The sequence below is a fragment of the Kitasatospora sp. NPDC004272 genome (genome assembly GCF_053603035.1).
In genome coordinates this window covers 26,027-51,960 of record NZ_JBSGET010000043.1, presented here as the reverse complement: position 1 = coordinate 51,960, position 25,934 = coordinate 26,027, and the positions used below count along the sequence as shown (strand labels likewise).

Below are 25,934 nucleotides of genomic sequence, written 5' to 3'. Positions count from 1 at the left end.
CCTCTTCCCCCCCCCCCCGCTCTCCCTTTGTCAGTCACCGGGCCCGGCGCGCCGCGGCGCGCCACGGGTCGGGGGCGTCCAGGCGCTCCTGCACGGTGGCGAGGGTCCAGCGGCGCGGGGTGAGGGCGGGGTCGTCGAGTTCGGCCCGGGCCAGCGGGGTGGCGACCGGCGCGCCGGGCAGCGGGCGGACCGCGTAGGGGGTGACCGCGTTCTGGCCGTAGGCGTTGCGCTGGACGTCGAGGTAGAGCCGTCCCCGGCGGGCCGCCTTGCGGGGCTCGGTGGTGAGCAGGTCGGGGCGGCGGCCGGCGAGCACGGCGGCCACGTCGTGGGCGAAGGCCCGGACCTCGTCGAAGGGGGCCCGGCGGTCGAGCCGGACCAGGACGTGCAAGCCGCGCGAGCCGGTGGTCATCAGCTCGGCGGGGAGGCCGAGTTCGCCGAGCAGGGCGTGCGCCAGGACGGCGGCCTCCCGGACCGGTGCGAAGTCCTCGCCCGCCGGGTCGAGGTCGATGACCAGCAGGTCGGGGTGGTCGGGCCGGTCCGCCCTGGACAGCCAGCGGTGCGGGGTGACGCACGCCTGGCCGACCAGGTAGAGCAGGGTGGCCAGGTCGTCGCAGACCGGGTAGTCGACGGTGCCGCCGGCCTTGGGCAGTTCGCTGCGGCGGATCCAGTCGGGGAAGTGCGCGGGGGTGTCCTTCTGGACGAGCCGGGGTCCGTCGATGCCGTCGGGGTAGCGCTCCAGCATCAGCGGCCGGCCGCGCAGCTGCGGCAGGATGCGGCGGGCGACCCGGCGGTAGTGCGCGGCGAGGTCCGCCTTGGTGATCGCCCCGGCACGGCCGTCCGCCGGGAACAGCTCCTTGTCGGCCCGTTTCAGCTGGACGATCCGGCCGCTGGCCCGGAACTCGACGGTGGTCATGGCGTGCCCCGTTCGACGGTGGTCGTGGCGTGCCCCGTGCCCGGACCCGGTCGGCGGACGGCGGGCGGTCCTGTCCGGGCCGGTCGGGCCGGTCGGGCCGGTCCCGGCGTCTACCCGACCCGGGCGGGTCCGACACGTCCGCACTGCCGGACGAGCGCGGCCGGACGCCCGCCCGGGCCTCCCGGACCGCGCGCTCGTGGCTGCGGGGCCCGGCGCGGGGCCGTGAGCGGGTGCGGGCCGGGGCGCGCGGTCGGACCCTGGTGTGGGCGCGGGCCGGATCGGGCAGCCGCGCGGCAGGACACGGACGGGCGCCGGCCGGACGGGTGCGCGCCCCCGTCGAGGAGGAAGGTGGGCACGATGGCCAAGCCGGTGTGGAAGGGGACGTTGTCCTTCGGACTGGTGAGCCTGCCGGTGGCGCTGTACCCGGCGACCGAGTCGCACGCGGTGCGCTTCCACCAGTTGCAGCGCGGCACCACCGACCGGGTGCGGCAGCGGCGGGTGAACGAGCGCACCGGCGAGGAGGTGCCGTTCGAGGACGTGGTCAAGGGCTACGAGCTCGGCGAGGGGCAGTACGTCGTCGTGGAGCCCGCCGAGTTGGAGGAGCTGTCCCCCGGGCGGTCCCGGACGATCGAGATCGGCGGCTTCGCCGACCTGGCGGAGATCGATCCGGTCTTCTTCGACAAGACCTACTACCTGGGCCCGGGCGATCCGGCGACCGCCAAGGTCTACCAGCTCCTGGTCGAGGCGCTCGCGCACTCCGGCCGGGCCGGGATCGCCGTGTTCTCGATGCGCGGCCGGGAGTACCTGACCGCGGTCGACTCCACCGACGGGCTGCTCGAACTGCGCACCATGCACTGGTCCGACGAGCTCCGCGACCCGCAGGCGGAGGTGCCCGACCTGCCCTCCCGGCGCAAGGACTTCAACCGGACGGAGCTCGCCACCGCCGAGCAGCTGATCGACATGCTCACCGTCGGCTGGCACCCGGACGACTACCACGACACCTACGAGGAGCGGGTCCGGGCGCTGGTCGAGGCGAAGGCCGAGGGCCGGGAGATCGCGCTGTCCACCGGGGAGGAACCCGAACCCACCGACCTCACCGACCTGGTGGACGTGCTGCGCCGCAGCCTGGACCAGGCCCGGGCGCAGGGCGGCGGCCGGACGAAACCGGCCGCGAGGACGGCCACGAAACCGGCCGCGAAACCGGCCGCGAGGACGGAGCGCTCGGTGCGGTCGGTGAAGTCCGCGAAGTCCGCGAGATCGGCGAAGGCGGCGAAATCGGCGGAGCCTGCGGAGGCCGTGGAGGACCTCGGCTCGCTCAGCAAGGCCGAGCTGTACCGGCGGGCCGCCGCGCTCGGCATCCCGCACCGGTCGACCATGACCCGCGACCAGCTCCAGTACGCGCTGAAGGCGGCCGCCCGTCCGCGCCGGAACCTCAAGCGGGCGTCCTGAACCGGCGGGGCCCCGCCCCGTCCGCAGGCACGCGGCCACGCGGTCACGCGGTCACTCGCTGGAGAGCAGCGGGCCGAGCGGGCCGAGGTCGAGGTTGAGGTCCTCCGGGGTGAGGCCGAAGTGCTCGCGGAGTTCCGCCATCCGCTCCTCCAGCGCCATCAGGGTCAGGCCCAGCCGCTCGACCTGCTCCTCGTCCAGATCGCCCCGGTCGATCCGGCGCAGCGCCTGGCGCTCCATCAGCTGCCGGAGCAGTTCGACCACGGTGAGGACCAGCGAGGCGAGGTCCCGCCCGACCGTCTCGGGGTCGAGCTCGATCCGGCGGGCCGGTTCGTCGCTCACAGGGCGGCTCCCCCGTCGCTTCCGCCCGGGTCGGCCAGCGAGCTGACCGAGGCGATCAGGGCCCGCAGGCTGATCCGGACCAGGTCGATGTCGGCGATCGAGAGGGTGATCTCGCCCGCGATCACCACGCCGCCGGCCAGCAGCCGGTCGAGCAGGTCGACCAGTGCGACGTCGCGCTGCCGCAGCTCGGGGGCGAGCTCTTCGGTGGTCATCGCGCACCGTCCCCGGCGGTCGGCAGGGCGGCGAAGGAGTACGGCGGCCAGGGGCCAGTGAGTTCCAGCCGCAGTGCGGGGCCGTGCCGCGCCCGGAGCGCCTCGACCGTGCGGGCGAACTCCGCCGCCCGCGAACGGTGCACCAGGTAGGCGCCGTTGAGCAGCATCGGATCGCGGACGCCGGTCGCCTCCGCGGGCTGCGGCGGGTGCTCGGTACTGCGGTCGGCGAGCCCGGACAGCGCCAGGTGGGCCTGCCGGGCCTGCCCGGCGGCGTCCGTCAGGGCGTGTTCGGCCCGGTCGCGGGCGGTCCGGCGGCGCAGCAGGTAGGCGGTGCCCGGCCGGTCCCCCGCCGGACGGTCGGATCCGCCCCCGGCGTCGTCCGCGCCGTCCGGGTGCGCCCGGTCCAGGTACGCCTTGACGCCCCACTCGGTGCGGTCGGCGATGTCGGACAGGGCGGCGCGGATGCCGTCGGCGTGCGCCGCCAGCAGGGCGCGGACCCGGTCGTCGTCGCGGTACACCGTGCCGAAGCGGACCGGGAGGGCCCGGCCGCCGGTGGCGGTGGCGGAGACCACCCGGTGGTGGGCGCGCACCGCGCGTTCGAGCCACTGCGGGTCGCCGAGGTGGCGCTGCAGGGCGTCGGAGTCGAAGTCGGCGTCGGGCACCGAACCGACCACCGCGAGCAGGTCGGCGGCCGCGACCGTCCTCGGGTGCTCGTCGGCGACGCCTCCGGGGGCGCCCTTCGGCGGGGACGGCTCGGGGCCGGCCGGGGCGACGGCGTACAGCCAGGTGTAGGTCACGGCTCCTCCCGCCGCCGGGTGCCCTTCCGGGCCGGGCGATCGTCGTCCACCGGTTCGGGTTCCGGTCCGGGTGCGGCTCCGGCGCCGGCCTCCCGGGCGTCCCGGGCGTCCTGCGAGCGGGCGGCCTCCAGTTCGCCGAGGCGTTCGCGCAGGCGGCGGTTCTCGGCGGCGAGGTCCCGGCGGCGGTCGCCGGAGGAGAGCGTGGGGTCGTGCTCCCACCAGTCGATGCCCATCTCGCGGGCCCGGTCGACCGAGGCGATCAGCAGCCGGATCCTGATCGTGAGCAGTTCGATGTCCAGCAGGTTGATCCGGATGTCCCCGGCGATCACGATGCCCTTGTCCAGGACGCGTTCGAGCAGGTCGGCCAGGTTGGCGGGTTGCGGCGCGGCGGAGGTCCCGGGGTAGGCGGGCACCGCGCCGGTGCCGCGCCACGGGGCGGGCGTGCTCACGGGTCCTCCTCCCGGTCGGGGGTGCGACCGCGGTGGTAGCGGTCCTCCCGGCGGTAGGCGAGCAGTTCGCCGTCACGGTCGAGGTCGACCCGGTAGACGGCCAGGATGTCGGTGGTGTCGGGGATCCGCCGGCTCTCCACCACCTCGACGCCGATCCGCCAGCCCTCCTCGGTCCGCTCCAGCGAGGTGACGCCCTCCGGGCTGCGCCCGGTCATCGCCCGTACGTGGGTGGCGGCCCGGGCGGCGGCCGCGGCGGCCCCGATCCCGGCCCGCCGCCCGTCCCGGTCGTCGCCCTGCTCCTCGTCCGGCTCCTCGCCCTCGTCCGGCTCCTCGCCCTCGCCCTCCTCCTCGCCCTCGCCCTCCTCCTCGTCGCGGCCGTCGGCCTCGTCGCGGTCGTCGGCCTCGTCCGGCCGGGCCTTGCGGCGGCGCGGCGCCGACCCGCTCGTCCCGCGCTCCGCCGCCGGCCGACGCCGGCGCCGTGGCGGCTCGTCCGGCTCCTCCTCGTCCGGCTCCTCCTCGTCCGTCTCCTCCGGCGCGTCCGTCTCCTCCGGCGCGTCCCGCTCCTTCACGGCCCGGCGGCGGGGTCGCGGCTCCGCTTCGGGGTCGCGGCGCGCGGTGCGCCGTCGCGGTGCGGCGGTGGACGGGCGGCGGGTGCGTGACTCGGGCACGGTTCATACCTCCAGGTCCCCGATGGTGGGCGGCAGCAGGCGCCGGACCAGTTCCGCCTCCCGGCGTTCGGCCTCCTGCTCGTCGATCGTCCCGGCCTCCCGGGCGGCCTGGACCTCCATCAGCTGCCGGCGCACGGCGGCCGGGTCGTTCAGTTCCTGCCACGCCTGCTCGTGCAGCCGCTCGGCCACCCAGACCACGCCGCGGACGGGGGCGAGCGGCAGGGTGAGCAGGCCGGTGATCAGTCCCATGACCCGCGTCCTTGCGCGTCGACGAGCTGCGGGGCGAAGTCGTACGGGGCCAGCGGGCCGATCAGCCGGAAGTCGACGCGTCCGTCCCAGTCGGCGGCGAGCGCGTCCGCGGCGCGTTCGAAGGCGCTCCAGCGGTCGGCGTCGACCAGGAAGGAGACGGTGGCCGGCTGGTCGGCGGTCGACTCGGCGCGGGAGGTGGCTACGGCGAGCGGTCCGAGCTCGGCCACCAGGTGGTCGGTGTCGGAGCGGCCGCGGGCGACCAGTGCCTCGGCGACCAGTTCGCCGAGCCGGATCCGGCGGGGCCGGGAGGCGGCTTCCGGCAGTTCGGCGACCTCCTCCCGGAGCCGGGCGATGTCCGGGCGGTGGGCGACGATCTCGCGCAGCACCCGGTCCTGCCGGTAGGTGGCCCGGGCGGTGAACTGGGCGAGGCCGTCCAGGTCCTCCAGCGCGGCCAGGAACCGCTGTTCCTGCGGGGCGAGCAGTTCGTCCGTGACGGCCGCCGTGTCCCGGACCACCGCGCCGAACCGGAACGGCAGGACGGGCGTGCGGGCGGCCGCCACCGCGTCCAGCACCCGGGCGTGGCCGATCAGGTCCCGGGGCGTGCCGAGCGGGCGGCGGACGTCGATCTCGCCGACCAGGGCGGCCACCCCGTGGTGGCTCACCAGCGTCACCGGTGCGGGCGGGTCGCCGACCCCGGCCGCCTCGGGCGGGCGGGTGCCGGACGGGACGATCCCGTAGACGTAGCAGGCCGCTTGCGGCGGGGTGGTGCTCATCGCCCGTGCCCCTTCCGGGTGGTGGGCCGCGAACGGCGGCGGGGCCGCTCCTCCGGCTCCTCCTCCTCGTCGTCCTCGTCCTCTCCCCCGCCGATCAGGCCGGACACCTTGTCCTTCACGCCTTCGAGCGCACCGCGGGTCTTGTGCCGCGCTCCGCCCTCCTGCATGCCCTCCACCAGCTCCGGCAGCCCCTGGCTCTTGTCGTCCGCCAGGTCGAGCCGGTTGACCGCCTCGGCGAAGCGCAGGTACGTGTCGACGCTCGCCACCACGATGCGGGCGTCGATGGTCAGCAGTTCGATCCCGACCAGGGAGACCCGGATGTAGATGTCGATGACCAGGCCCTTGTCGAGGATCAGGTCGACCACGTCCACCAGGCCCGAGGAGGACGGGCGGGACATGTAGTTACTCGAACGCGGGGTCACTGACACCGCTCTCACCTCTTCCGGGAGGAGGCCCGGCGGGAGCTTCGGCGGGCGGGCTGTTCGTCCTCGTCCTCGGTGTCCTCCGCGTCCTCCTCGTCCTCGTCCGCGCCCTCCTCGTCCTCGTACTCGTCGTCCTCGGGCTCGTCCTCGCCCTCGTCGTCGTACTCCTCGTCGTACTCCTCGTCGTCGTCCTGGCCCTCGTCCTCGTCCTCGGGCCCGTCCTGGTCCTCGTCCTCGTAGCCCTCGTCCTCGGGCTCCTCCTCGTCGTACTCCTCGTCGGGCTCGTCCTGGTCCTGCTGCTGCTCCTCTTCCTCCTTCACCGCGTCCTCGTGCGAGCGCACGACCTCGCTGTCGCGGATCTCGCCGCGCCAGCCCTCGACGCTGTCGGGGTCGAGGATGGTCCGGGTCATCACGTGGCGCCGGAAGTGCTTCAGCTCCAGCCGGGCGCGCCTGCCCTGGGCCCGCCACAGGTTGCCGGTCCGTTCGAACAGGCCCTGGGGGTGGTATTCGAGGACCACCAGGATCCTGGTCAGGTTGGGGGTGAGTTCGTGGAACGTCACCGCACCGTCCACCGAGCCCTTCTCGCCCTTGGAGCGCCACACGATCCGGTCCTCCGGGACCTGTTCGACGATCGTCGACTCCCAGGTGCGGTGCGAGAGGAAGATGCCGGCCTTCCAGCTGAGCTTCTCGTCGGCGGACTGGTCGACGTTCTCGACGCGCTTGGTGTACTTCGGGAAGTCCTGGAACTCCGTCCACGTGTTGTACGCGACCCGGATCGGGACCCCGACGTCGATCTGCTCGATGATGTTGGTGACCTTGGTCTCCTTGCCGCCTCCCCCGCCCCCGCCCCCGCCACCGCCACCGCCGCCCCCGTCCCCGCCGTCGTCTCCCCCGCCGCCGCCGAACTTCCCCATCACGGCCTGCTTCAGCCCGGACGCGCCCGTCTTCAGCAGCGTCTTCGCCATGCCCCCGCCGATCCCGCCCCCGCCCCCGCCCCCGTCGGCCACGTAGCCGACCAGCCGGTCGGTCGCCGAACCGACCTTGTCGCTCGCCGCGGCCACCGCGCGCTCCCCCAGCGCGGACATCAGGTCCTTCGCCTGGTCCATCAGTTGTTCGGTGGGCAGCGCTTTCGTCACACCGCCCGAACCGTTCTTGCCGTCATCGGACTGCCTGGCCATCGCCGCTCACCCCGTCTTCTTCCTGGACGACGCCTTGGTCCGCGTCCCGCTGCTCCCGGTGCTCTTCGCGCCCGACGCGCTCTTGCGGGCGGACGCGGTCCCGGTCGACTTCCGGCCGGACGACGACGAGGCGGCGGTCTTGCGGGCCGCGGTCTTGCGCGGGGCCGCCGACTTGCGCGGGGCCGCCGACTTCTTCGCGGCGGTCGACCGGGAGGGGCGCTTCGAGGAGCTGCTCGTGCCGGACGCTCCGCTGCTACTGCTGCGGGACGTGCGGCGGCGCGGCTTCTTCTCCTCCGCGGGCTCCTCCTCCGGCTCGGCCTCGTCCTCGGCCTCCTCCTCCGGCTCGGCCTCGGGCTCCTCCTCGGGCTCGTCCGACTCCTCGTCGTCCGGTTCCTCGTCGGGCTCGGGCTCGTCGGACTCGCTGTCGTCGGACTCGGTCTCGTCCACCTCGTCCGGTTCCTCGTCGTCCGGTTCCTCGTCGTCCTGGCCGCGCGCGGCGGTCCGTTCCCGGACGGCTTCGGTCTGCTGCTGGAGGCGGTCGGTGAGCGCGCTCATCCGGTTGCCCGCGGCCGCCATGACGGCGTCCTTGCCCGCGTCCGCCAGGTCGCCCCGCATTTCGTCCACCAGGCCGCGCAACTGCGGTGAGGACTCCAGGAGTTGACCGACCAGAACGCCGGGATTGGTGCTGATTTTCTTTCCTGCCGCCATTCCGGCCAGGGCCAACGCCCAGCGGGCCTTGTGCCAGCGCCCCAGGAAGTAGCCCGCGACCACGGCGGTTGCCAACTTCGTGTTGTTCATGGGATTCCCCGTTAAGGAGTCGGGCGGCCGGGGGGCCGCTCCGCTTCGACAGTCGTACCGCCTACCCGGGGGCCCGAGAACGACACGGCGATTTCCAGGGCTTTTCGGCATTCATCCCGAATTGAGCGGGTAGACGCCCGGCGTCACGGGCCCGTTCGAGCGGGCCCGTCCGAGCGGAAGGAGCAGGTCATGACGGTCGACGCGGTACTGGCAGCGGAGTCGAGCGGCCCGTCCCTCCTGGTGGTGATCATTCCGGCGCTGATCGTCGCGGTGCTGCTGATCGGGGCGTTCGTCTGGGGCAGCCGGCGGTGGAACCGCCGCCGGCTCCCGGGCGGGCCGGGCCCGACCGGGCAGGGGACGGAGTCCTGGCGCACGCCGGACGGGGAGGGCCCCGGGGGCGGTGCCGACGACCCGTCCGGGCGCCCGTCCGAACACCGGCCCGAGCGCTGATTCGAACGCCGATCCGGGTGCAGGGCCGTTGACCGGCGCGAGGCCGGGCATACGCGCGGCGTACCCGGAGAGGCGTAGTGAGCGAGGAGGCGAGCAACGGTGGTGGTGCTGTGTCTGGGGGTGGTGGCGGGTTACCTGCTCGGAGGGCTGTTGACGGCCCGGGCGGTCTTCCGGCGGGAGCGGGAGCGCTTCCTGCGGGCGGGCGGGGCGCGGGCGGGTGCCGCGGCGCGGCGGGTCGGTACGTTCGAGCGGCAGGAGCGGCAGCAGACCGAGGCGTTCGCGCTGTGCGCGGGCGCGCTGTGGCCGGTGGCGCTGCCCGTCCTGGCGCTGCACGGCCTGGTCGGCGCGGTGGCGCTGGACCGCGGGCGTCCCGGGGCCGCGGTCCGTCCGGAGCCGTCGGCGGTCGCGGCCCGGATCGAGGAGCTCGAACGCGACCTGCGGCTGGGCGCGCACGCCGAGCCCGCGCCCCGGCTGCCCGCACCCCGTCCGTCCGCTTCCCGCCCGTCCGGCTCCCGCCCGGCGGGCCGGGCCGTCCCCGGAACGAGCCTGAGCGATGCCTGAGGTACCGGGGGCGCCCGGGGTGCCCGACGGGGCACCGCCGCTGAACCTCGGCGAGGAGCTGCTGGAGCGGTTCCTGACCGCGGGCCGCACCCTCGACCCGGGGGAGGCGCCGCGCTTCGCCGAGCAGTACACCCGGGCGCTGGGCCTGGGCTCGGCGGCCGTGTACCTGGCGGACATCCAGCAGCACCGGCTGGTCGCCCTCGCCGAGGGGCCGGACCTGCCGGTCGACGGCACGCTGGCGGGCTGGGCGTTCCGGACCGGGACGATGCGGGTGGCCGAGGACCCCGACGCGGGCCTGGTGGCCTGGTTCCCGCTGACCGACGGTGCCGAGCGGCTGGGCGTGCTGGGGCTGCGCACGCCGTCGCTGGACCGGGAGGCGGTGCGGCGCTGTCGGCTGCTGGCCTCGGTGCTGGCGATGGTGATCACCTCCAAGCGGGACACCAGCGACAGTTACGCGCACGGCACCCGGTCCGACACCATGAGCCTGCCGTCCGAGATGCTGCGGGCCTTCCTGCCGCCGCGGACCGTCTGCACCGACCGGGCGATCTCCACCGCCGTCCTGGAGCCGGCCTACCGGCTGGGCGGGGACGCGTTCGAGCACTCGCTGGCCGACGGGGTGCTGCACGCCGCGGTGCTGGACGCGATGGGCCACGACCTGGCGTCCGGCCTGACCGCCGCGCTGGCCCTGGGCGCCTGCCGCAACGCCCGCCGCAACGGCGCCGACCTGCCGGACCTGGTGGACACCATCGACGAGGCGCTGCACGCCTGGTTCCCGGACCGGTTCGCCACCGGTGTCTTTCTGCGGCTGGACATCGCCACCGGCACCCTGCACTGGGCGAACTGCGGCCATCCGCACCCGCTGCTGATCCGCTCCGGCGAGGTGGTCCCGGGCGCGCTGGACGGGCCCGGCGAGCTGCCGCTGGGGCTGAGCCACTACACCGGCGCCGCGCGGACGGTGCGGACCTTCTCGCTCAAGCCGGGCGACCGGCTGCTGATCTACACCGACGGGGTGGTGGACGCGAAGGGCGGCAACCACGAGTTCTTCGGCCTGGCCCGGTTCACCGACTTCGTGATCCGGGCCGCCGGCGCCGGGGAGACCGCGCCGGAGACGCTGCGCCGGCTGATGCACGCGATCCTGGAGCACCAGGACGAGGGGCTCACCGACGACGCGACCATCATGATGATCGAGTGGCAGCCGCTCGCCCCGCCGCTGCTGGACGACACCCGCCCCCGCGCCTCCCGCTGGTGAGGCCCCGCTCGACGCGCCGCCCGCGCCGCCCGCACCGCACGTGCCGCACGCACCGCACGTACGCCGACGGCGGAGGCCGTGAGCCTCCGCCGTCGGCGTCGTCGGTACCGCGGGATCCGCTACCAGCGGTACCAACGTCCGCGGCCGCCGGTCGCGTTGGTACCGCGGGCGATGAAGCCCACCAGCCACACGACGAGCACGATGACCGCGACCCACCACAGGATCTTCACCGCGAACCCGGCGCCGAACAGGAGCAGGGCGAGGAGCAGGACCAGCAGAAGCGGAACCACGATTTGTCCTCCTTCGGATCAGTACGTCCGCCGTCTGCCCGCTGATCGCCCGTCTATGCCGTCACCGGTACGAAAATCCGTCCGATTCCGCGCCGGTTCAGCCCTGCTCGGGCGGCGGGAAGCGGTCCCAGACCCGGTGCCCGGCGAGCAGGTCCGCCAGGTCGCGCAGGACCTGGACCGGGTCGGTGCCGAGGACGAGGCCGGGCCCGTCCGACGGGAGCCCGGCGGCCGCCAGGACGTCGCGGGCGTCGCCCAAGCCGCCGATCGCCTTGGCGTGCCGCCACGCCTCGCCGAGCAGCAGGACCAGCCGCGGGTCGAGGGCGGCGTGCGGTCCGGCGGCGCGGGCGTCCCGGGCGGGGGCGGCGTCGGGGGCGGGGCCGGGGACGCCGGCCAGCAGGACGGCGTCGAACTCGATCGAGCGGGCGGTGGCGAAGCTGCGCTGCACCTCGGCCGGGTCGCCGCCGGTGGGGGCGACCACCAGGGGCACCAGGTCGGCGGCGAGCGCGGCCTCGCGGACGGCGGCGAGCACGCCGGGGTCGGTGTCGGGGCCGGTGAGGATGCCCACCGTCCGGCCCGCGACCGGCCACTCGCGGCCGAGCTGGGAGAGCGCGGGGCTGGGGTCGGGGTCGGCCAGGTCGCCGTCGGGGGCGGGCGCGGGCAGGCCGAGGCCGGTGGCGACCTCGGCGCACAGCCGGGGGTCGATCCGGGCCAGCACCCGCAGGTTGCGTTCGCGGACGGCGGGTTCGGTGCACTTGCCGAGCTCGAAGGAGTAGGCGTTGATGATGTGCTCCTGCTCGACGGGCGTCATGCTGAGCCAGAAGAGCCGGGCCTGGCTGTAGTGGTCGTCGAACGAGGCGGGCGCCTCCCGGACCTTCCGGGACTCGGGGACGGGCTGCGGGTGCTCGATGAAGGCGTGCTCGTCGGCGCCGGCGAAGAACGGGCAGCCGCCGTCCAGCGAGTTGGGCTTGTAGGGCGCGACGCCGGAGTGCACGGCGTCCTGGTGGAAGCCGTCGCGCAGCATGTCGTTGACCGGCGCGTGGGTGCGGTTGATCGGGATCTGGGCGAAGTTGGGGCCGCCCAGCCGGGTGATCTGGGTGTCCAGGTAGGAGAAGAGCCGGCCGGAGAGCAGCGGGTCGTCGGTGATGTCGATGCCGGGCACCAGGTGGCCGGGGTGGAAGGCGACCTGCTCGACCTCGGCGAAGAAGTTGGTCGGGTTGGCGTTCAGGGTCATCAGGCCGAGCGGCTGGACCGGCACCAGCTCCTCGGGGACGATCTTCGTCGGGTCGAGCAGGTCGATGCCCTCGAAGGTCTGCTCGGGGGTGTCGGGCATGACCTGGACGCCGAGCTCCCAGTGCGGGAACGCGCCGGCCTCGATGGCGTCGTACAGGTCGCGGCGGTGGAAGTCGGGGTCGGCGCCGCCGATCAGCTGGGCCTCGTCCCAGGTGAGCGAGTGGACGCCGAGCTTGGGCTTCCAGTGCCACTTGACCAGGGAGGTGGAGCCGTCGGGGGCGATCAGCCGGAAGGTGTGGATGCCGAAGCCCTCCATCGTCCGGTAGGAGCGCGGGATGCCCCGGTCGGACATGTTCCACAGGGTGTGGTGGGTGGCCTCGGTGTGCAGCGAGACGAAGTCCCAGAAGGTGTCGTGGGCGGACTGCGCCTGCGGGATCTCCCGGTCGGGGTGCGGTTTGCCCGCGTGGATGACGTCCGGGAACTTGATCGCGTCCTGGATGAAGAACACCGGGATGTTGTTGCCGACCAGGTCGAAGACGCCCTCGTCGGTGTAGAACTTGGTGGCGAAGCCGCGGGTGTCGCGGACGGTGTCGGCGGAGCCGCGCGAGCCGAGCACGGTGGAGAACCGGACGAAGACGGGCGTCCTGGCCCCGGCCGCGAGGAACCCGGCCTTGCTGAGGCCCGCGCCCGTGCCGTAGCTCTCGAACACGCCGTGCGCGGCGGCGCCGCGGGCGTGCACCACGCGCTCCGGGATCCGCTCGTGGTCGAAATGGGTGATCTTCTCGCGCAGGTGGTGGTCCTGGAGCAGGACGGGGCCGCGCGGTCCGGCCTTCAGCGAGTGGTCGGAGTCCGGCAGCCGGGTGCCCTGCGCGTTGGTGAGGTACGCACCGTCCTGGGCGCGGACCGGGCCGCTGCCGTCCTGCGGGCGGCGGCCGGTCGCCGAGAGCGGCTCGGGGGCGGCCTGGTCGGGCTTGGGCGGCAGCGGCGGGCGGGGCTCGACGGGCTCCTCCACCGTCGGTTCGCCGGCGGTGGGCGCGCCGGGCAGGTCGGGGCGGGTGTCGTCGGCAGTCATGGGTGTCCTTCCGGAGCGTGGAGGTCGTGGGCGTTACCGACCCGGCTAACCCGCCGGGCCCGAGCAGAAACGGACGAATGTCCCCGTACATCTCTTATCGCCCGGTTTCCTCCCCTGCACCCCGGGCAGGCGCGGCACAGTCGGATGCGGAGAAGGGGTGACGGACGTGGCACGGGTGGATTTCGCGGACCGGGCGGCGCTGGTCACCGGCGGGTCGCGCGGGTTGGGCCTGCTGGTCGCCGAGGAGCTGGCCCGGCGCGGCTGCCGGGTCGCGGTGTGCGCCCGGGACGGCGCCGAACTGGCTTTCGCTGAGCGGAGGCTGGGGCGGCTGACGACCCGGCGGGCGGCGCTGGAGTGCGACCTGTCGGTGCCGGGCGCGGGGCGGGCGGTGGCCGCGGAGGCGGCCGAACGGCTGGGGCGTCCGCTGGACCTGCTGGTGAACAACGCGGGGGTGATCCAGGTCGGGCCGCTGCCGGCGCTGGTCGGGGACGACTTCCGCTCCTCCTGGGACGTCATGGTCGCGGCGCCGGTGGAACTGGTGCTGGCGGTGCTGCCCGGCATGCGCGAGCGCGGCGCGGGCTCGGTGGTGAACATCGCCTCGATCGGCGGGCCCGTCCCGGCGCCGCACCTGCTGCCGTACGTGACGGCGAAGGCCGCGCTGGCGGCGTTCTCCCGCGGGCTGCGGGTCGAGCTGGCCGGCACCGGGGTGCGGGTGACCACGGTGGTGCCGGGCCTGATGCGGACGGGCTCGCACCGGGCGGCCCGGTTCTCCGGCCGGGCGCCGCTGGAGTACTCCTGGTTCGGCCCGGCGGCGAGCCTGCCGCTGCTGTCGATGGACGCGGGCCGGGCGGCGCGCCGGATCGTGCGGGCCGCCGAACGGGGGCGGCCGGAGCTGGTGCTGACCCCGGCGGCGAAGCTGGCGGTGCGCCTGGAGGGGGTGGCCCCGGCGACGTTCGGGGCGCTGCTGGGCGCGGCGGGCCGGCTGCTGCCGGGGCCGGGCCGGGTGGCGGAGCACGACCTGCCGGGCGAGGCGGCGGCCGGGCGCACCGGGCGGCTGGTGCCGGTGCTGACCGCCCTCGGCGACCGGGCCGGGCGGGAGAACAACGAACCCGGCCCGCAGGCGAATTGACCATCCCTACGGAAGGAGCGCGTGATGCGCGCGGTGACCTGGCAGGGCAGGCGGGACGTCAAGGTGACGGAGGTGCCCGACCCGCGGATCCAAGAACCCTCGGACGTGCTGGTGGAGGTGACCTCGACCGGCCTGTGCGGCTCCGACCTGCACCTGTACGAGGTGCTCGGGCCGTTCCTCGACCCGGGTGACGTCCTGGGCCACGAGGCGATGGGCATCGTCCGCGAGGTGGGCGGCGCGGTGCGCACGCTGAGCCCGGGCGACCGGGTGGTGGTGCCGTTCAACGTCAGCTGCGGCACCTGCCGGATGTGCGCGAACGGGCTGCACTCGCAGTGCGAGACCACCCAGGTGCGCGAGTACGGCAGCGGCGCGGCGCTGTTCGGCTACACCAAGCTGTACGGCCAGGTGCCGGGCGGACAGGCCGAGTTGCTGCGCGTCCCGTTCGGCGACACGCTGCCGGTGAAGGTGCCGCACGGGCCGCCGGACGACCGGTTCGTGTTCCTGTCCGACGTGCTGCCGACCGCCTGGCAGGCGCTGGAGTACGCGGCGGTGCCGGAGGGCGGCACGCTGCTGGTGCTGGGCCTGGGCCCGATCGGCGAGATGTGCGTGCGGATGGCGCTGCTGCGCCCGGGGGTGCGGCAGGTGATCGGCGTCGACCTGGTGCCGGAGCGGCTGCGGCGGGCCCGCGAGCGCGGCGCGGTGGTGCTGGACCTGAACGACCAGCCCGAGCAGCTGCCGGAGGTCGTCCGCGACCTGACCGACGGGCTCGGCCCGGACAGCGTGGTCGACGCGGTCGGCATGGAGGCGCACGGCTCCCCCGCCGCGTCGGTGGCGCAGCGGGTGACCGGCCTGCTGCCGGACGCGCTGGCCCGGACGCTGATGCAGAAGGCCGGGGTGGACCGGCTGCAGGCGCTGCACCTGGCGGTGGAGCTGGTGCGGCGCGGCGGCACCATCTCGGTGTCCGGCGTGTACGGCGGCGCGGCCGACCCGATGCCGCTGCTGACCATGTTCGACAAGCAGGTCCAGCTGCGGATGGGCCAGGCCAACGTGCGCCGCTGGACGGACGAGCTGCTGCCGCTGCTGACCGACGCCGACCCGCTGGGCGTGGACTCCTTCGCCACCCACCACCTGCCGCTGGCCGAGGCGCCGGAGGCGTACGCGATGTTCCAGCAGAAGCGGGACGGCGCGGTCAAGGTGCTGTTCAAGCCCTGACCGGGCGGACCGCGGCCCCGGGCGGGGGGAGCGCTCGGGGCCGCTGGCATGCTGGTGCCGTGGAGAGACCGGAGATCTGGATCGAGTTCGCCCCCGACCTGCACCTCTTCGTCCGCGCCCGGTACCGCGACGGGCTCGCCGCGGTGCGGACCGACGGCGCCTCGACGCTCGGGCACGTGGTCGAGTCGCTGGGCGTCCCGCTCACCGAGGTCGGCGAACTGCGCGTCGACGGCGAGCCCGTGCCCGCCTCCCGGGTGGCCGGGCCGGGCGCCCGGGTCGCGGTGCTCGGGGTGACCAGGCCCCAGCGGCTGGTCGGGCCGGCCCGCTTCCTGCTCGACGTCCACCTGGGCACGCTGGCCCGCCGGCTGCGGCTGCTCGGCGTCGACGCCGCGTACGAGAGCGTGGACATCGGCGACCCGGCGCTGGCCGCCCGGTCGGCCGCCGAGCGGCGGGTGCTGCTCTCCCGGGACCGGGGCCTGCTGCACCGGCGCGAGCTGTGGGCCGGCGGCTACGTCTACAGCCACCGGCCGGCCGACCAACTGCGCGACGTGCTCTCCCGGTTCGCGCCGCCGCTGGCGCCGTGGACCAGGTGCACCGCCTGCAACGGCACGCTGCACGCCGCCGCCAAGGAGGCGGTGCACGGCCGGATCGAGGAGGGGACCGAGCGCTCGTACGACGCCTTCGCCCAGTGCGCCGACTGCGGGCAGGTCTACTGGCGCGGGGCGCACCACGCGCGCCTGGACGCGATCGTGGCGGCGGCGGTCGCCGAGTTCGGCGGCTGACGCCCCCGCGGGCGGGCGGTTCTCACCGGGCGGCGCGCAGCGCGGGCAGCAGTTCGTGCTCGGCCCAGTCGGCGAACGCGGGCTGGCTCTCGCCGCCGACCTGGATCAGGGCGAGTTCGTCGAACCCGGCCGCGGCGTAGGGGCGGACGGCGTCGAGGAAGTCCTCGACCCGGTCGCCGCACGGGATGGAGCCGGCGACGTCCTCGGGGCGGACGTACTGGCTGGCGGCGGCGAAGGCGGCGGTGCCGGGCAGGTCGGCGTTGACCTTCCAGCCGCCGCCGAACCAGCGGAACTGGGCGTGCGCGCGGGCGACGGCGGCGTCCCGGTCGCGGTCGAAGCAGACCGGCACCTGGCCGACCGCGGGCTTGCCCGCGCCGCCGGCCTCGGCGAAGGCGGTGAGCAGTTCGCGCTCGGGCTGGACGGCGATCACCAGGTCGGCGAGCCGCCCGGCGGTGGCGCAGGAGACCGGCCCGGAGACGGCGACGCCGATCGGCGGCGGCTGCTCGGGCAGGTCCCAGAGCTTGGCGCCGTCCACCTGGAAGTGGCGTCCGTGGTGGGTGACGTAGCCGCCGGCGAACAGCGCCCGGATGATCTCCACGGCCTCGGCCAGCATCTCCTGCCGGACCGCGACGGGGGGCCAACCGCGGCCCACCACGTGCTCGTTGAGGTTCTCCCCGCTGCCCAGCCCGAGCCGGAACCGCCCCTCGGAGAGCAGTTGCACGGTGGCGGCCTTCTGCGCGACCACCGCCGGGTGGTAGCGGACGGTCGGGCAGGTCACGTACGTCATCAGCGGCAGTTCGGCGGTGGCCTGGGCGACCGCGCCGAGCACCGCCCAGGCGTAGGGGGCGTGGCCCTGCTCGTCCAGCCAGGGGAAGTAGTGGTCGGAGACGACCGCGAAGTCGAACCCGGCCCGTTCGGCGCGCACCGCGTCGGCGACCAGGTCGCGCGGGCCGCGCTGCTCGGTCATGAGGGTGTATCCGATGCGCATGGGTGGCTCCTCCCGTAGTGGTCTACGCGGTCAGCAGCTGTGGTGAGAGCGTCTTGATCAGGGTGTTGGTCCAGCGCATCTGGCGGAGCGTCTGCGGGTGGCAGCGGCTCGCCAGGGCGAGCAGTTCGCCGTCCTGGCCGGCCTGCGCGGCCTGGGCGAGCATCTCCCAGTGCAGCGAGTTGCGGCTCGCGGCGAGGTGCAGTTCGCCCAGGGCCTCCAGCAGGGCGGGGAGGCCGGGTTCGGGGTGCGGGTCGAGGTCCTCCGCGGCCTTGCGGCGCAGCCGGGTGAGGGCGGTGGAGGGCTCCCGGTCGGCGGGCAGGCGCAGGCCGCGCTCGGTGGCGGTGGCGGCGATCAGCCGGGCGTGTTCGGCGGACCAGCGGGCGGTGTCGGTGGCGACGTGGTGGAACTCGTGTTCGGCCCGGTGGTCCTCGGCGGCGGCCAGCAGGCCGTCCCGGAGGGCGAGTTCGCCGCTGTGGAGGGCGTACAGCACGGCTTCGACGGGGTTCACGGGGTGGCCTCCGGTGCGGGGTCGGGCCGCTGGTCGGCGAGGGCGTCGGGGCCGCCGGTGGTGGGGGGCGCGGCGGCGGGGTCGGCGGGCGCGGAGGCGCCGGTGGTGGGGGCGGGCGCGGGGGTGCCGTCGGCGGGGGCGATCCGGGTGAGGCGGGCGGCGGCGGTCTTGTAGAGGGGCTGTTTGGAGACCGGGTCCCAGTCGGTGACGGTGGTCTCGTTGGCGGCGCGCCCGCCCTCGGGCCCGGGTCCGGTGCGGCCGGGAGTGTCCCAGTAACCGTAGTGGAAGGGCAGGAAGAGCAGTCCGTCGCGCAGCGCGGTGACCCGCAGCCGGGCCCGGACGGCGCCGCGCGCCGTGGCGACCTCGACCAGGTCGCCTTCGCCGAGGCCGCGCAGGCGGGCCTCCCCGGCGCCGATCTCGGCCCACGTCTCGGGTGCGGCGGCGGCGAGTTGGGGGACGCGGCCGGTCTTGGTGCGGGTGTGGAAGTGGTAGAGGGTGCGGCCGGTGGTGAGCTGCAGCGGGTACTCGGCGCTGACGTCCTCGTGCGGGGGCAGGTACTCGGCGGCCTTGAGCACCGCCTTGCCGCCGGGGTTGAGCGCCCGGTACTCGGTCTCGGAGACGGCGGCGCCGGTGACCAGGTCGCGCCCGTAGGTCTCGCAGGTGTCGGGGGCGGCCCAGGAGACGCCGTCGGTGTAGAGGCGTTCGGTGCCGTCGGGGTGCTCGGCGTCGCAGGGCCACTGGACGCCGCCGCGCTCGCGCAGCAGTGCGTAGCTGAGGCCGGTGTAGTCGCAGGGGCGGCCGGCGGAGCAGCGCTGCCATGCCTCGAACGCGGTGCGCGGGTCGTGCCAGCGGATCAGCGGGGCGCCGTCGCGGTCGCGGAAGTCCATCCGGCGGGCGTAGTCGAGCAGGATGGCGAGGTCGGGGCGGGCCTGCCCGGGCGGTTCGACGGCCTGCTCGCAGAGGTGGACGGTGCGGTCGGCGTTGGTGAAGGTGCCGGTCTTCTCGCCCCAGGTGGCGGCGGGCAGCACCACGTCGGCGAGCAGCGCGGTCTCGGTCGGGTAGAGGTCCTGGACGACGGTGAACAGGCCCTCGGCGCGCAGGAGTTCGCGGATCCGGGCGAGTTCGGGCAGCGAGACCGCCGGGTTGGTGCCGGAGATCCACAGCAGCTTGATCGAGCCCTGTTCGGCGTACCGGAAGATCTGCATCGCGGGGGTGGGGGCGCCGTAGTGCGGGATGCGCTCCTCCGCCACGTTCCACAGCTCGGCGAGTTCGGCGACGTGCTGCCCGTTCTGCCAGTTGCGGAAGCCGGGCAGGTCGCCGTCGGCGCCGCACTCGCGGGTGTTCTCGGCGGTGGGCTGGCCGTTCATCTGGAGCACCCCGCAGCCGGGGCGGCCGAGCATGCCGCGCAGCAGCTGGAGGTTGTTGACCTGGACGGCGGCGGCGGTGGCCTGGTGCGACTGGTAGACGCCCTGCAGCACGGTGGAGAGCAACCTCCCTGCGTCGCCGAGCAGTTCGGCGGCCCGCCGGATCTCCCGGGCGGGCACGTCGCAGATCCGCGCGGCCCACGCGGGGGTGCACTTCTCGACGCCCGCGGCGAGCTCCTGGTACCCGACGGTGTGCGCGTCCAGGTACGCGTGGTCGATCCGGTCGGTGCGGACGAGTTCGTGCAGCAGCGCGTTGAGCAGGGCGACGTTGGTGCCGATCCGGGGCGCGAGGTGCACCTCGGAGCGGGCGGCGACGGGGGTGGGGCGCGGGTCGACGCACAGCAGCCGGGGCGGTTCGGGCCCGGCCAGGCGGTCCAGCACCCGCATCCACAGCACCGGCTGGGTCTCGGCCATGTTGTGGCCGAACAGGGCGAGCGTGTCGCAGTGGTCGACGTCGGTGTAGGAGGCGGGCTGGCCGTCGCAGCCGAAGGTCTCCTTGAGCGCCTCGGCGGCGGTGGCGGTGCACAGCCGGGTGTTGCCGTCCAGGTGGTTGGTGCCGATGCCCGCGCGGGCGATCACCGCGAGCGTGTAGTACTCCTCCAGGAACAGCTGCCCGGAGGTGTAGAAGCCGATCGCGCCGGGGCCGTGCGCGTCCAGCAGCTGCTTCGTCCGGTCGGTGACCAGGCCCATGGCGGTGTCCCAGTCGCTCTCCACCAGCTCTGCGCCGCGCCGCACCAGCGGCACGGTGAGCCGGTCGCGGGCGTGGTTGGCCTGCCAGCCGAACAGGTCCTTGGGGCCGAGCCGCCCCCGGTTGACCCGGTCGTCGGCCCGGCCGCGCACCCCGACGATCCGGCCGTCGCGCACCGCGACGTCCATCGCGTCGCCGTTGGAGTGCAGCAGCGAGGCGGCCGGCACCCAGCGGTCGACGCCGGATCCGGTCAGGTGGCTGTCGCGGCGGGCCGGCCACGGCTGTCCCGGCCCGTACGGGGTCCGGTCGCCCCAGGGTTCGGCGATCCGGTCGATCCGTTCGCGCATGGCTCCACCTCCGTCTGTCGCGGCCCGACGGCCGCCGCGTGTACCCCGGGGTCCGCGCACCACACCTGTCCGTTCATCCGTCGGGGCGCAGCGCGTCGCGCAGCAGGCGCAGGGCGGCTTCGACGGCGGCGGCCCGGACGTCGGCGGGCCGGTCGGTGGGCGGCTCGGGGCGGGCGGTGCGGGTGCCGCCGGGGCCGCTGACGGCGACGTGCACGGTGCCGACGGGGCGGCCGTCGTGCGGGGCGGGCCCGGCCGCGCCGGTGGTGGCCAGGCCGTAGGTGGCGCCGGTGCGGCCCCGGACGCCCTCGGCCATCTGGGCGGCGACCTCGGGGTGGACGGTGCCCTGCTCGGCGACCAGCGCGGCGTCCACCCGCAGCAGGCCGGTCTTGAGCTCGGCCGCGTAGGCGACGACGCCGCCGAGGAAGACCCCGCCCGCGCCGGGGGCGTCGGCGAGGGCGGCGGCGAGCCGTCCGGCGGTGAGCGACTCGGCGGTGGCGACGGTGTGCCCGGCGGCGGCGAGCGCGGCGGTGACCTGCCGGGCCAGCACGGCGCGCTCGTCCAGGCCGGGCCGGGGGCCGTCGGCGCTCACGGCTCGCGGACGACCTTGACGGTCGCCAGGTCGGAGTCGGCGCTGTCGGGAACGAGCATGCCCGCCGCCACGCCGGTGCGCAGGTACTCCAGGACGGCGTCGTTGAGGCGTTCGCCGGGGAGCGCGGCGGGGATGCCGGGCGGGTACGGGGTGAGCATCTCGGCGGCGGTCCGGCCGGCCGCCTCCTTCAGCGGCACCTGCTCGGTCGGGCCGAAGAACGCGTCGCGCGGCAGGTCCGCCTGCTCCAGCCGCAGCTCGGCGGGGTCGGGCACGTGCACCCGGGCGGCGGGGCGGAGGGTGGGGGCGGCGGCGACGAGTTCGCGCAGGCCGTGCAGCAGGGCGTCGGCGGTGACGGGGTCGTCGGCGTGGGTGAGCTGGGCGCTGATCCGGCGGTGGTCGCAGACGTGCAGGGTGAGCTGGTGGTGGGAGCGCAGCCAGTCGCCGGCCCGGTAGCCGGTGGTGCCGAGCGCGGAGACGTCGACGATCACCTGCAGCGGGTCGAGGTCGGCGGCCAGCTGCGGCCCGCAGAAGTCGTCCCGGCCGTGGACGTGCAGCCCGTCCAGGGCGTCGATCCGTTCGCGGACGTCGGCGGCCAGCGCCAGCGCGGCCCCGAACAGTTCGCGGCCGTGCTGGACCATCTGGCGGCGCCAGCCGTCGAGCGCGGCGTACAGCAGCACGGAGGGGCTGGTGGTGCCGAGCAGGTCCTCGCGCTGCTTGAGGGCGTCGGGGGCGACCAGGTCGCCCTGGAGGTGGAAGACCGAACTCTGTTCGAGGGCCGAGCCCATCTTGTGGACGGAGGTGACGCACACGTCCGCCCCGGCGTCCATCGCCCACTGCGGCAGGTCGGGGTGGAAGGGCAGGTGCGCGCCCCACGCCTCGTCGACGATCAGCGGTTTCCCGGCGGCGTGGCACACCTCGGCGATGCCCTTCAGGTCGGCGCAGGTGCCGTACGGGGTGGGCGAGGTGACCAGCGCGCCCTTGGCGTCGGGGTGCCGTTCCAGGGCGGCCCGGAACGCCTCGGCGCGCGGCGGGTGGGCCAGGTGCAGGTCGGCGTCCCAGGACGGGTCGACCCAGACCGGGCGGATCCCGGCCAGGATCAGCCCGGCCACCACGGACTTGTGGGCGTCCCGGCCGACCAGCAGTTCCTCGTGCGGCCCGGCGACGGACAGCATCGCCGCCTTGACCGACAGCGAGCTGCCGCAGGTGGAGAAGAAGGTGTGCTCGGCGCCCACCGCCTCGGCCATCAGCGCCTGGGCGTGCGGCAGGATGCCGCGCGAGTCGGTGCGGTCGTCGAGGCCACCGCTGGCCAGCACGTCGGAGCGGAACACGTCCGGCCCGAGCACCTCCAGGACGCGCGGGTCGGCGCCCCGCCCCTGCTTGTGGCCGGGTGGGGTGAACACGGTCAGCGGGTTGGCGTGGAAGGCCGCGAGGGCCTCTAGCACCGGCGCTTGGGACTGGTCCATGCGGGCGCGTGTGCCCCCGGCCGGGCTGGTGAAACGGGGCCGGGGGCGGGCTCAGCGGCGGACGGCGGTGACCAGGTGGGCGGCGGTGCGCAGCCGGACGCCGTCGGGGTGGCGGTGGGGGGCGAGGGCGGTGGTGAAGGCGGCGTGGGCGCGCGGGGCGGCGTCCTCGGGGTGCTCGGGGTCGAGCAGGGTGAGCAGGTGGCGGCCGGGGCCGGAGCCGAGCAGCAGGTCGGCGGCCTCCTCGGGGTCGCGTCCGAAGCGGCCGGCGCTCTCGACGGGCTCGGCGTGGACCCGGCCGAACCCGGCCGCGTCCAGGGTACGGTGGACGGTGGCCGGATCGGCGAGCGAGAACATGCCGGGGCCGTCGGCGGGTCCGGGTTCCTGCGCGGGGACGCCGAGCAGTTCGCGGACGGTGTCGTACAGCCGGACCCACTCGGTGCGGGCGGGGTCGGCCATGCAGACGAAGGCGAGCCGGCCGCCGGGGCGCAGGGCGCGGGCGAGGTTGGTGAAGGCGGCGACCGGGTCGTCGAAGAACATGACGCCGAAGCGGCTGATCGCGGCGTCGAAGGCGGCGGCGGGCAGCGGGTGGACCTGGGCGTCGCCCTGTTCGAAGGCGATCCGGTCGAGTCCTTCGGCGGCGGCCAGGGCGCGGGCGGTGGCGAGCATCGGGGCGGAGAGGTCGAGGCCGAGGACGGCGGCGGCGGTGCGGGCGGCCAGCCGGGCGGTCTGGCCGGCGCCGCAGCCGACGTCGAGGACGCGGGTGCGGGCGTCGATCGCGGCGGCGGCGAGCAGTGGCGCGTCGAAGCCCTCGTTGACGGCGTTCCAGCGGTCCTGGTGCTCGCTCCAGTAGCGGCCTTCGGGGCCGTTCCAGGCGTCGGACTGGGCGGTGTTGGCGGTGGCGGTCATGGGTTCCCCCTGGTCGGACCAGTAGTATGGGCGCCTGCCCATTCCCACGGTATGGGCGAGCGCCCATACTGGCAAGCCCCCACCGGGAGGACCCCACATGTCACCGCGCGGCGTAGCGATCCCCGACGCCCGGGAGCGGCTGTTCGCCGCCGCCGAACGGGTGCTCTCCCGGGAGGGCCCGGCCGGACTGACCAACCGCTCGGTCACCGAGGAGGCCGACTGCGCCAAGGGCCTGCTGTACAACCACTTCGCCGACCTGGACGACTTCGTGGCGCAGCTCGTCCTGGACCGCTTCGCGAAGGTCGCCGCCGAGGTCGCCCCGCTGCCCGACCGGGCCGGCCGGGGGGACGTCCGGGAGAACCTGGCCGGGGCCGCGCTGGTGCTGCTCGGCGCCAACGGGCCGGTGATCGCCGCCGCCGCGGTCTCCCGCAACGGCGTGGCCGAACGGGTCGAGCGGGCCTGGCGGGAGGGCGCGCCGGGGCCGGGCGCGGTGGAGGACGCGGTGACCGCCTACCTGGCGGCCGAACAGCGGCTGGGCCGCCTCTCCCCCGCCGCCGACTGCCCGATGCTGGCGCTCGCCCTGGTCGGCACCGTCCACCACCTGCTGATGCACGCTCACGCCGGGCCTGCCGACCCCCCGGAGCTGATCCGCCGTCTGGTCGCCGCGCTGGTACCGGCACCCGGAGGGGGTAGTACCCCGGTACCACCCGACGGCGAATGATCGTCCCCGGGTGCCGCCGTCCCGGCCCGGGCCGCGCCTAGCGTTGTGGGTGCCGCTTCTGACGCGGCACCGGTGAGGCGGTCGGGAAGGCCCCGGCCGGGCGACGGCAGGGAGCGGGCCGATGATCGAGGCGCAGCAGTTGACGAAGCGTTACGGCGAGAAGACCGCCGTCGACGGGTTGGACTTCACCGTCAGGCCGGGCAGCGTGACCGGGTTCCTCGGCCCGAACGGCGCCGGGAAGTCCACCACGATGCGGATGATCGTCGGGCTGGACGCGCCCACCGGCGGCTCGGTGCGGGTCAACGGCCGCCGCTACGCCGAGCACGCCGCGCCGCTGCAGGAGGTCGGCGCGCTGCTGGAGGCGAAGTCGATCCACCCGGGGCGCTCGGCGTTCAACCACCTGATGGCGCTGGCGCACACCCACGGCATCCCGCGCTCCCGGGTCGAGGAGGTGATCGGCCTGACCGGCCTGGAGTCGGTGGCGAAGAAGCGCGCCGGGGCGTTCTCGCTGGGCATGGGGCAGCGGCTGGGCATCGCGGCGGCGCTGCTGGGCGACCCGGCCACGGTGATGCTGGACGAGCCGGTCAACGGCCTCGACCCGGAGGGCGTGCTGTGGATCCGCAACCTGCTCACCGGCCTGGCCGCCGAGGGGCGGACGGTGTTCGTCTCCTCGCACCTGATGAGCGAGGTCGCGCTGGTCGCCGACCACCTGATCGTGGTCGGCCGGGGCCGGCTGCTGGCCGACACCACGGTGCGGGAGCTGGTCGGGCAGGCCGGCGGGGACCGGGTCACGGTCGCCTCCGCCGACCCGGCGAAGCTGCGCGGGCTGCTCACCGGGCCCGGCGTGGAGATCACCGGCCGGAGCGGTTCGGAGGAGCTGGAGGTGACCGGCCTGACGGCCCGCCGGATCGGCACCGTCGCGGCCGAACACGGCATCACGCTCTACGAGTTGGCCACCCGGACGGTCTCCCTGGAGCAGGCGTTCATGGACCTGACCCGGGACGCCGTGGAGTACCACGGCTCCGCCACCACCCCCGCCGAGGCTTCGAGGAGCGCCGCGTGAGCACCACCACCGTCACCGAGCCGGCCGCCACCGCCGCCCGCCCCGCCCGTCCGCCCTACCGGGTCACCTTCGTCCGGGTGCTGCGCTCCGAGTGGGCGAAGGCCTGGTCGCTGCGCTCGACCTGGATCACCCTGGGCCTCGGCCTGTTCTTCCTGATCGCGTTCGGCCTGATCGCCGCCTACCAGTTCAAGTCCCGGCTGACCTCCGGCCGGCCCATGGACCGGGACTTCGCCGACGCCAGCGCGCTCACCCTGTCGCTGTTCGGCACCAACTTCGCACAGCTCGCGCTCGGCGTGCTGGGCGTGCTGATCGCGGCGGGCGAGTACTCGACCGGCATGATCCGCTCCACGCTGGCCGCGGTGCCGCGCCGGCTGCCGGTGCTGTGGGCGAAGGCCCTGGTGTACGGGGCGGTCGCGCTGGTGCTGGCCACGGCCGGGGTGTTCGTCGCCTTCCTGTGCGGCAGCGGGATCCTCTCCGGCACCAGGGCGGCGCTGACCCTCTCGGACGCCGGGGTGGTGCGCGGCCTGTTCGGCGCGGGCCTGTACCTGGCGCTGGTCGGCGTGATCGGCGTCGCGCTGGGCATGCTGCTGCGCTCGATCGCCGGCGGCATCTCGGTACTGGTCGCCTCGCTGATGCTGGTGCCCGGCCTGATCTCGCTGCTGCCCGAGTCCTGGCACAGCCACATCAGCCCGTACCTGCCGAGCAACGCGGGCGAGGCGATGTTCGCCCTGCACCACGACAGCACCACGCTGTCGCCGGGCGCCGGGCTCGCCGTGTTCGCGCTGTGGACGGCGGCGGCGCTGGCCGGCGCCGCGGTGCGACTGCTGCGGCGCGACGCCTGACCCGCGTCCGACACCTGACAGACTGATCCACCCCCGCGGTGCCCGGGCGGCCGACCGCCGACCGGGCGCCGCGTCGTACGCCGTCCGACCCACCCCTGGGGCTTCCCGTGCACGATCCGGTCCTCCCCCACCACCCGCAGGGCGCCGAGGGCGCGCCGCTGCCGGGCCACCCG

29 protein-coding genes are annotated in these 25,934 nt (G+C 75.1%); 10 read left to right on the top strand and 19 right to left on the bottom strand.

The features are described 5' to 3' along the window. Nucleotides 1–34 precede the first annotated feature (34 nt). Complete coding sequence (locus ACWEO5_RS15885) at nucleotides 35–913, bottom strand: DNA polymerase domain-containing protein (protein ID WP_452162944.1); 879 nt, start codon at nucleotides 911–913, stop codon at nucleotides 35–37. A 357-nt stretch (nucleotides 914–1,270) separates the two neighbouring features. On the opposite strand from ACWEO5_RS15885, the gene ku reads away from it, so the two are divergent. Further along, the gene (gene ku, locus ACWEO5_RS15880; RefSeq protein ID WP_452162943.1) at nucleotides 1,271–2,362 is read left to right on the top strand and encodes a non-homologous end joining protein Ku; all 1,092 of its coding nucleotides are present in this window, start codon (nucleotides 1,271–1,273) and stop codon (nucleotides 2,360–2,362) included. A 51-nt stretch (nucleotides 2,363–2,413) separates the two neighbouring features. Here the strand turns inward: ku and ACWEO5_RS15875 are convergent, their stop codons facing one another. The 10 genes from ACWEO5_RS15875 to ACWEO5_RS15830 are packed head-to-tail and all read right to left on the bottom strand — an operon-like array spanning nucleotide 2,414 to nucleotide 8,247. Then, entirely contained in the window at nucleotides 2,414–2,701 is a 288-nt protein-coding gene (locus ACWEO5_RS15875) for a gas vesicle protein K (RefSeq protein ID WP_452162942.1), read from the bottom strand. After that, nucleotides 2,698–2,913, bottom strand: a complete 216-nt coding sequence (locus tag ACWEO5_RS15870; RefSeq protein WP_452162941.1) for a gas vesicle protein — start codon at nucleotides 2,911–2,913, stop codon at nucleotides 2,698–2,700. The genes ACWEO5_RS15875 and ACWEO5_RS15870 overlap by 4 nt, the downstream gene beginning before the upstream one ends. Further along, nucleotides 2,910–3,710, bottom strand: a complete 801-nt coding sequence (locus tag ACWEO5_RS15865) for a GvpL/GvpF family gas vesicle protein (protein WP_452162940.1) — start codon at nucleotides 3,708–3,710, stop codon at nucleotides 2,910–2,912. The genes ACWEO5_RS15870 and ACWEO5_RS15865 overlap by 4 nt, the downstream gene beginning before the upstream one ends. Continuing rightward, entirely contained in the window at nucleotides 3,707–4,123 is a 417-nt protein-coding gene (locus ACWEO5_RS15860) for a gas vesicle protein (protein ID WP_452162946.1), read from the bottom strand. Before ACWEO5_RS15860 ends, ACWEO5_RS15865 begins: the two co-directional genes overlap by 4 nt. 32 nt (nucleotides 4,124–4,155) lie before the next feature. Then, nucleotides 4,156–4,827, bottom strand: coding sequence for a gas vesicle protein GvpO (gene gvpO, locus ACWEO5_RS15855; RefSeq protein WP_452162939.1), 672 nt, complete (start codon nucleotides 4,825–4,827; stop codon nucleotides 4,156–4,158). Nucleotides 4,828–4,830: 3 nt separating this feature from the next. Beyond that, nucleotides 4,831–5,076, bottom strand: coding sequence for a gas vesicle protein GvpG (locus ACWEO5_RS15850; protein ID WP_344550448.1), 246 nt, complete (start codon nucleotides 5,074–5,076; stop codon nucleotides 4,831–4,833). Then, entirely contained in the window at nucleotides 5,067–5,849 is a 783-nt protein-coding gene (locus ACWEO5_RS15845; protein WP_452162938.1) for a GvpL/GvpF family gas vesicle protein, read from the bottom strand. Before ACWEO5_RS15845 ends, ACWEO5_RS15850 begins: the two co-directional genes overlap by 10 nt. Continuing rightward, on the bottom strand, nucleotides 5,846–6,247 hold the full coding sequence (gene gvpJ, locus ACWEO5_RS15840; RefSeq protein WP_452162937.1) for a gas vesicle protein GvpJ: 402 nt from the start codon (nucleotides 6,245–6,247) through the stop codon (nucleotides 5,846–5,848). Before gvpJ ends, ACWEO5_RS15845 begins: the two co-directional genes overlap by 4 nt. A 35-nt stretch (nucleotides 6,248–6,282) precedes the next feature. Continuing rightward, nucleotides 6,283–7,449 carry an SRPBCC family protein gene (locus tag ACWEO5_RS15835; RefSeq protein WP_452162936.1) on the bottom strand — a complete coding sequence of 389 codons (1,167 nt, stop codon included), beginning with the start codon at nucleotides 7,447–7,449 and terminating at the stop codon, nucleotides 6,283–6,285. Between the two features lie 6 nt (nucleotides 7,450–7,455). After that, on the bottom strand, nucleotides 7,456–8,247 hold the full coding sequence (locus tag ACWEO5_RS15830; RefSeq protein ID WP_452162935.1) for a hypothetical protein: 792 nt from the start codon (nucleotides 8,245–8,247) through the stop codon (nucleotides 7,456–7,458). Nucleotides 8,248–8,436: 189 nt separating this feature from the next. On the opposite strand from ACWEO5_RS15830, the gene ACWEO5_RS15825 reads away from it, so the two are divergent. The 3 genes from ACWEO5_RS15825 to ACWEO5_RS15815 all read left to right on the top strand — a co-directional run bounded on the left by ACWEO5_RS15825 (nucleotide 8,437) and on the right by ACWEO5_RS15815 (nucleotide 10,507). Then, nucleotides 8,437–8,697, top strand: a complete 261-nt coding sequence (locus tag ACWEO5_RS15825) for a DUF6479 family protein (protein WP_452162934.1) — start codon at nucleotides 8,437–8,439, stop codon at nucleotides 8,695–8,697. Nucleotides 8,698–8,796: 99 nt separating this feature from the next. Further along, entirely contained in the window at nucleotides 8,797–9,258 is a 462-nt protein-coding gene (locus ACWEO5_RS15820) for a hypothetical protein (RefSeq protein ID WP_452162933.1), read from the top strand. Then, entirely contained in the window at nucleotides 9,251–10,507 is a 1,257-nt protein-coding gene (locus ACWEO5_RS15815; RefSeq protein ID WP_452162932.1) for a PP2C family protein-serine/threonine phosphatase, read from the top strand. Before ACWEO5_RS15820 ends, ACWEO5_RS15815 begins: the two co-directional genes overlap by 8 nt. Nucleotides 10,508–10,626: 119 nt before the next feature. Here the strand turns inward: ACWEO5_RS15815 and ACWEO5_RS15810 are convergent, their stop codons facing one another. Together ACWEO5_RS15810 and ACWEO5_RS15805 are read right to left on the bottom strand one after the other, a co-directional pair. Continuing rightward, a complete protein-coding gene (locus ACWEO5_RS15810; protein ID WP_344550440.1) occupies nucleotides 10,627–10,797 on the bottom strand; it encodes a hydrophobic protein in 171 nt (56 codons plus the stop codon). A 97-nt stretch (nucleotides 10,798–10,894) separates the two neighbouring features. Next, on the bottom strand, nucleotides 10,895–13,099 hold the full coding sequence (locus ACWEO5_RS15805) for a catalase (RefSeq protein WP_452162931.1): 2,205 nt from the start codon (nucleotides 13,097–13,099) through the stop codon (nucleotides 10,895–10,897). A gap of 166 nt (nucleotides 13,100–13,265) precedes the next feature. Between ACWEO5_RS15805 and ACWEO5_RS15800 the strand changes: the two genes are divergently transcribed. Genes ACWEO5_RS15800 through ACWEO5_RS15790 form a run of 3 tightly spaced genes read left to right on the top strand, consistent with a single transcriptional unit; the run spans nucleotide 13,266 to nucleotide 16,222 of the window. After that, on the top strand, nucleotides 13,266–14,228 hold the full coding sequence (locus ACWEO5_RS15800; RefSeq protein ID WP_452162930.1) for an SDR family NAD(P)-dependent oxidoreductase: 963 nt from the start codon (nucleotides 13,266–13,268) through the stop codon (nucleotides 14,226–14,228). Nucleotides 14,229–14,252: 24 nt separating this feature from the next. Further along, nucleotides 14,253–15,440 (top strand): alcohol dehydrogenase catalytic domain-containing protein, encoded by a 1,188-nt coding sequence (locus tag ACWEO5_RS15795; protein ID WP_452162929.1) that lies wholly within the window; start codon nucleotides 14,253–14,255, stop codon nucleotides 15,438–15,440. Nucleotides 15,441–15,499: 59 nt separating this feature from the next. Further along, complete coding sequence (locus ACWEO5_RS15790; RefSeq protein WP_452162928.1) at nucleotides 15,500–16,222, top strand: Mut7-C RNAse domain-containing protein; 723 nt, start codon at nucleotides 15,500–15,502, stop codon at nucleotides 16,220–16,222. Nucleotides 16,223–16,244: 22 nt separating this feature from the next. On the opposite strand, the gene ACWEO5_RS15785 is transcribed toward ACWEO5_RS15790, so the two are convergent. From ACWEO5_RS15785 to ACWEO5_RS15760, 6 genes are all read right to left on the bottom strand, one after another. Continuing rightward, nucleotides 16,245–17,210, bottom strand: coding sequence for an LLM class F420-dependent oxidoreductase (locus ACWEO5_RS15785; RefSeq protein WP_452162927.1), 966 nt, complete (start codon nucleotides 17,208–17,210; stop codon nucleotides 16,245–16,247). A 22-nt stretch (nucleotides 17,211–17,232) separates the two neighbouring features. Further along, nucleotides 17,233–17,718 carry a hypothetical protein gene (locus ACWEO5_RS15780; RefSeq protein ID WP_452162926.1) on the bottom strand — a complete coding sequence of 162 codons (486 nt, stop codon included), beginning with the start codon at nucleotides 17,716–17,718 and terminating at the stop codon, nucleotides 17,233–17,235. After that, nucleotides 17,715–20,177, bottom strand: a complete 2,463-nt coding sequence (locus ACWEO5_RS15775; RefSeq protein WP_452162925.1) for a molybdopterin oxidoreductase family protein — start codon at nucleotides 20,175–20,177, stop codon at nucleotides 17,715–17,717. Before ACWEO5_RS15775 ends, ACWEO5_RS15780 begins: the two co-directional genes overlap by 4 nt. Nucleotides 20,178–20,250: 73 nt before the next feature. Beyond that, nucleotides 20,251–20,766 carry a CinA family protein gene (locus ACWEO5_RS15770; RefSeq protein ID WP_452162924.1) on the bottom strand — a complete coding sequence of 172 codons (516 nt, stop codon included), beginning with the start codon at nucleotides 20,764–20,766 and terminating at the stop codon, nucleotides 20,251–20,253. Further along, a complete protein-coding gene (locus ACWEO5_RS15765) occupies nucleotides 20,763–22,229 on the bottom strand; it encodes an aminotransferase class I/II-fold pyridoxal phosphate-dependent enzyme (RefSeq protein WP_452162923.1) in 1,467 nt (488 codons plus the stop codon). Before ACWEO5_RS15765 ends, ACWEO5_RS15770 begins: the two co-directional genes overlap by 4 nt. A gap of 51 nt (nucleotides 22,230–22,280) precedes the next feature. Continuing rightward, on the bottom strand, nucleotides 22,281–23,135 hold the full coding sequence (locus ACWEO5_RS15760; RefSeq protein WP_452162922.1) for a class I SAM-dependent methyltransferase: 855 nt from the start codon (nucleotides 23,133–23,135) through the stop codon (nucleotides 22,281–22,283). A gap of 97 nt (nucleotides 23,136–23,232) precedes the next feature. Between ACWEO5_RS15760 and ACWEO5_RS15755 the strand changes: the two genes are divergently transcribed. From ACWEO5_RS15755 to ACWEO5_RS15745, 3 genes are all read left to right on the top strand, one after another. Continuing rightward, nucleotides 23,233–23,856, top strand: a complete 624-nt coding sequence (locus ACWEO5_RS15755) for a TetR/AcrR family transcriptional regulator (protein WP_452162921.1) — start codon at nucleotides 23,233–23,235, stop codon at nucleotides 23,854–23,856. Between the two features lie 121 nt (nucleotides 23,857–23,977). Next, nucleotides 23,978–24,919 carry an ABC transporter ATP-binding protein gene (locus ACWEO5_RS15750; protein ID WP_452162920.1) on the top strand — a complete coding sequence of 314 codons (942 nt, stop codon included), beginning with the start codon at nucleotides 23,978–23,980 and terminating at the stop codon, nucleotides 24,917–24,919. After that, the gene (locus ACWEO5_RS15745; protein WP_452162919.1) at nucleotides 24,916–25,761 is read left to right on the top strand and encodes an ABC transporter permease; all 846 of its coding nucleotides are present in this window, start codon (nucleotides 24,916–24,918) and stop codon (nucleotides 25,759–25,761) included. Before ACWEO5_RS15750 ends, ACWEO5_RS15745 begins: the two co-directional genes overlap by 4 nt. Nucleotides 25,762–25,934: the final 173 nt, after the last annotated feature.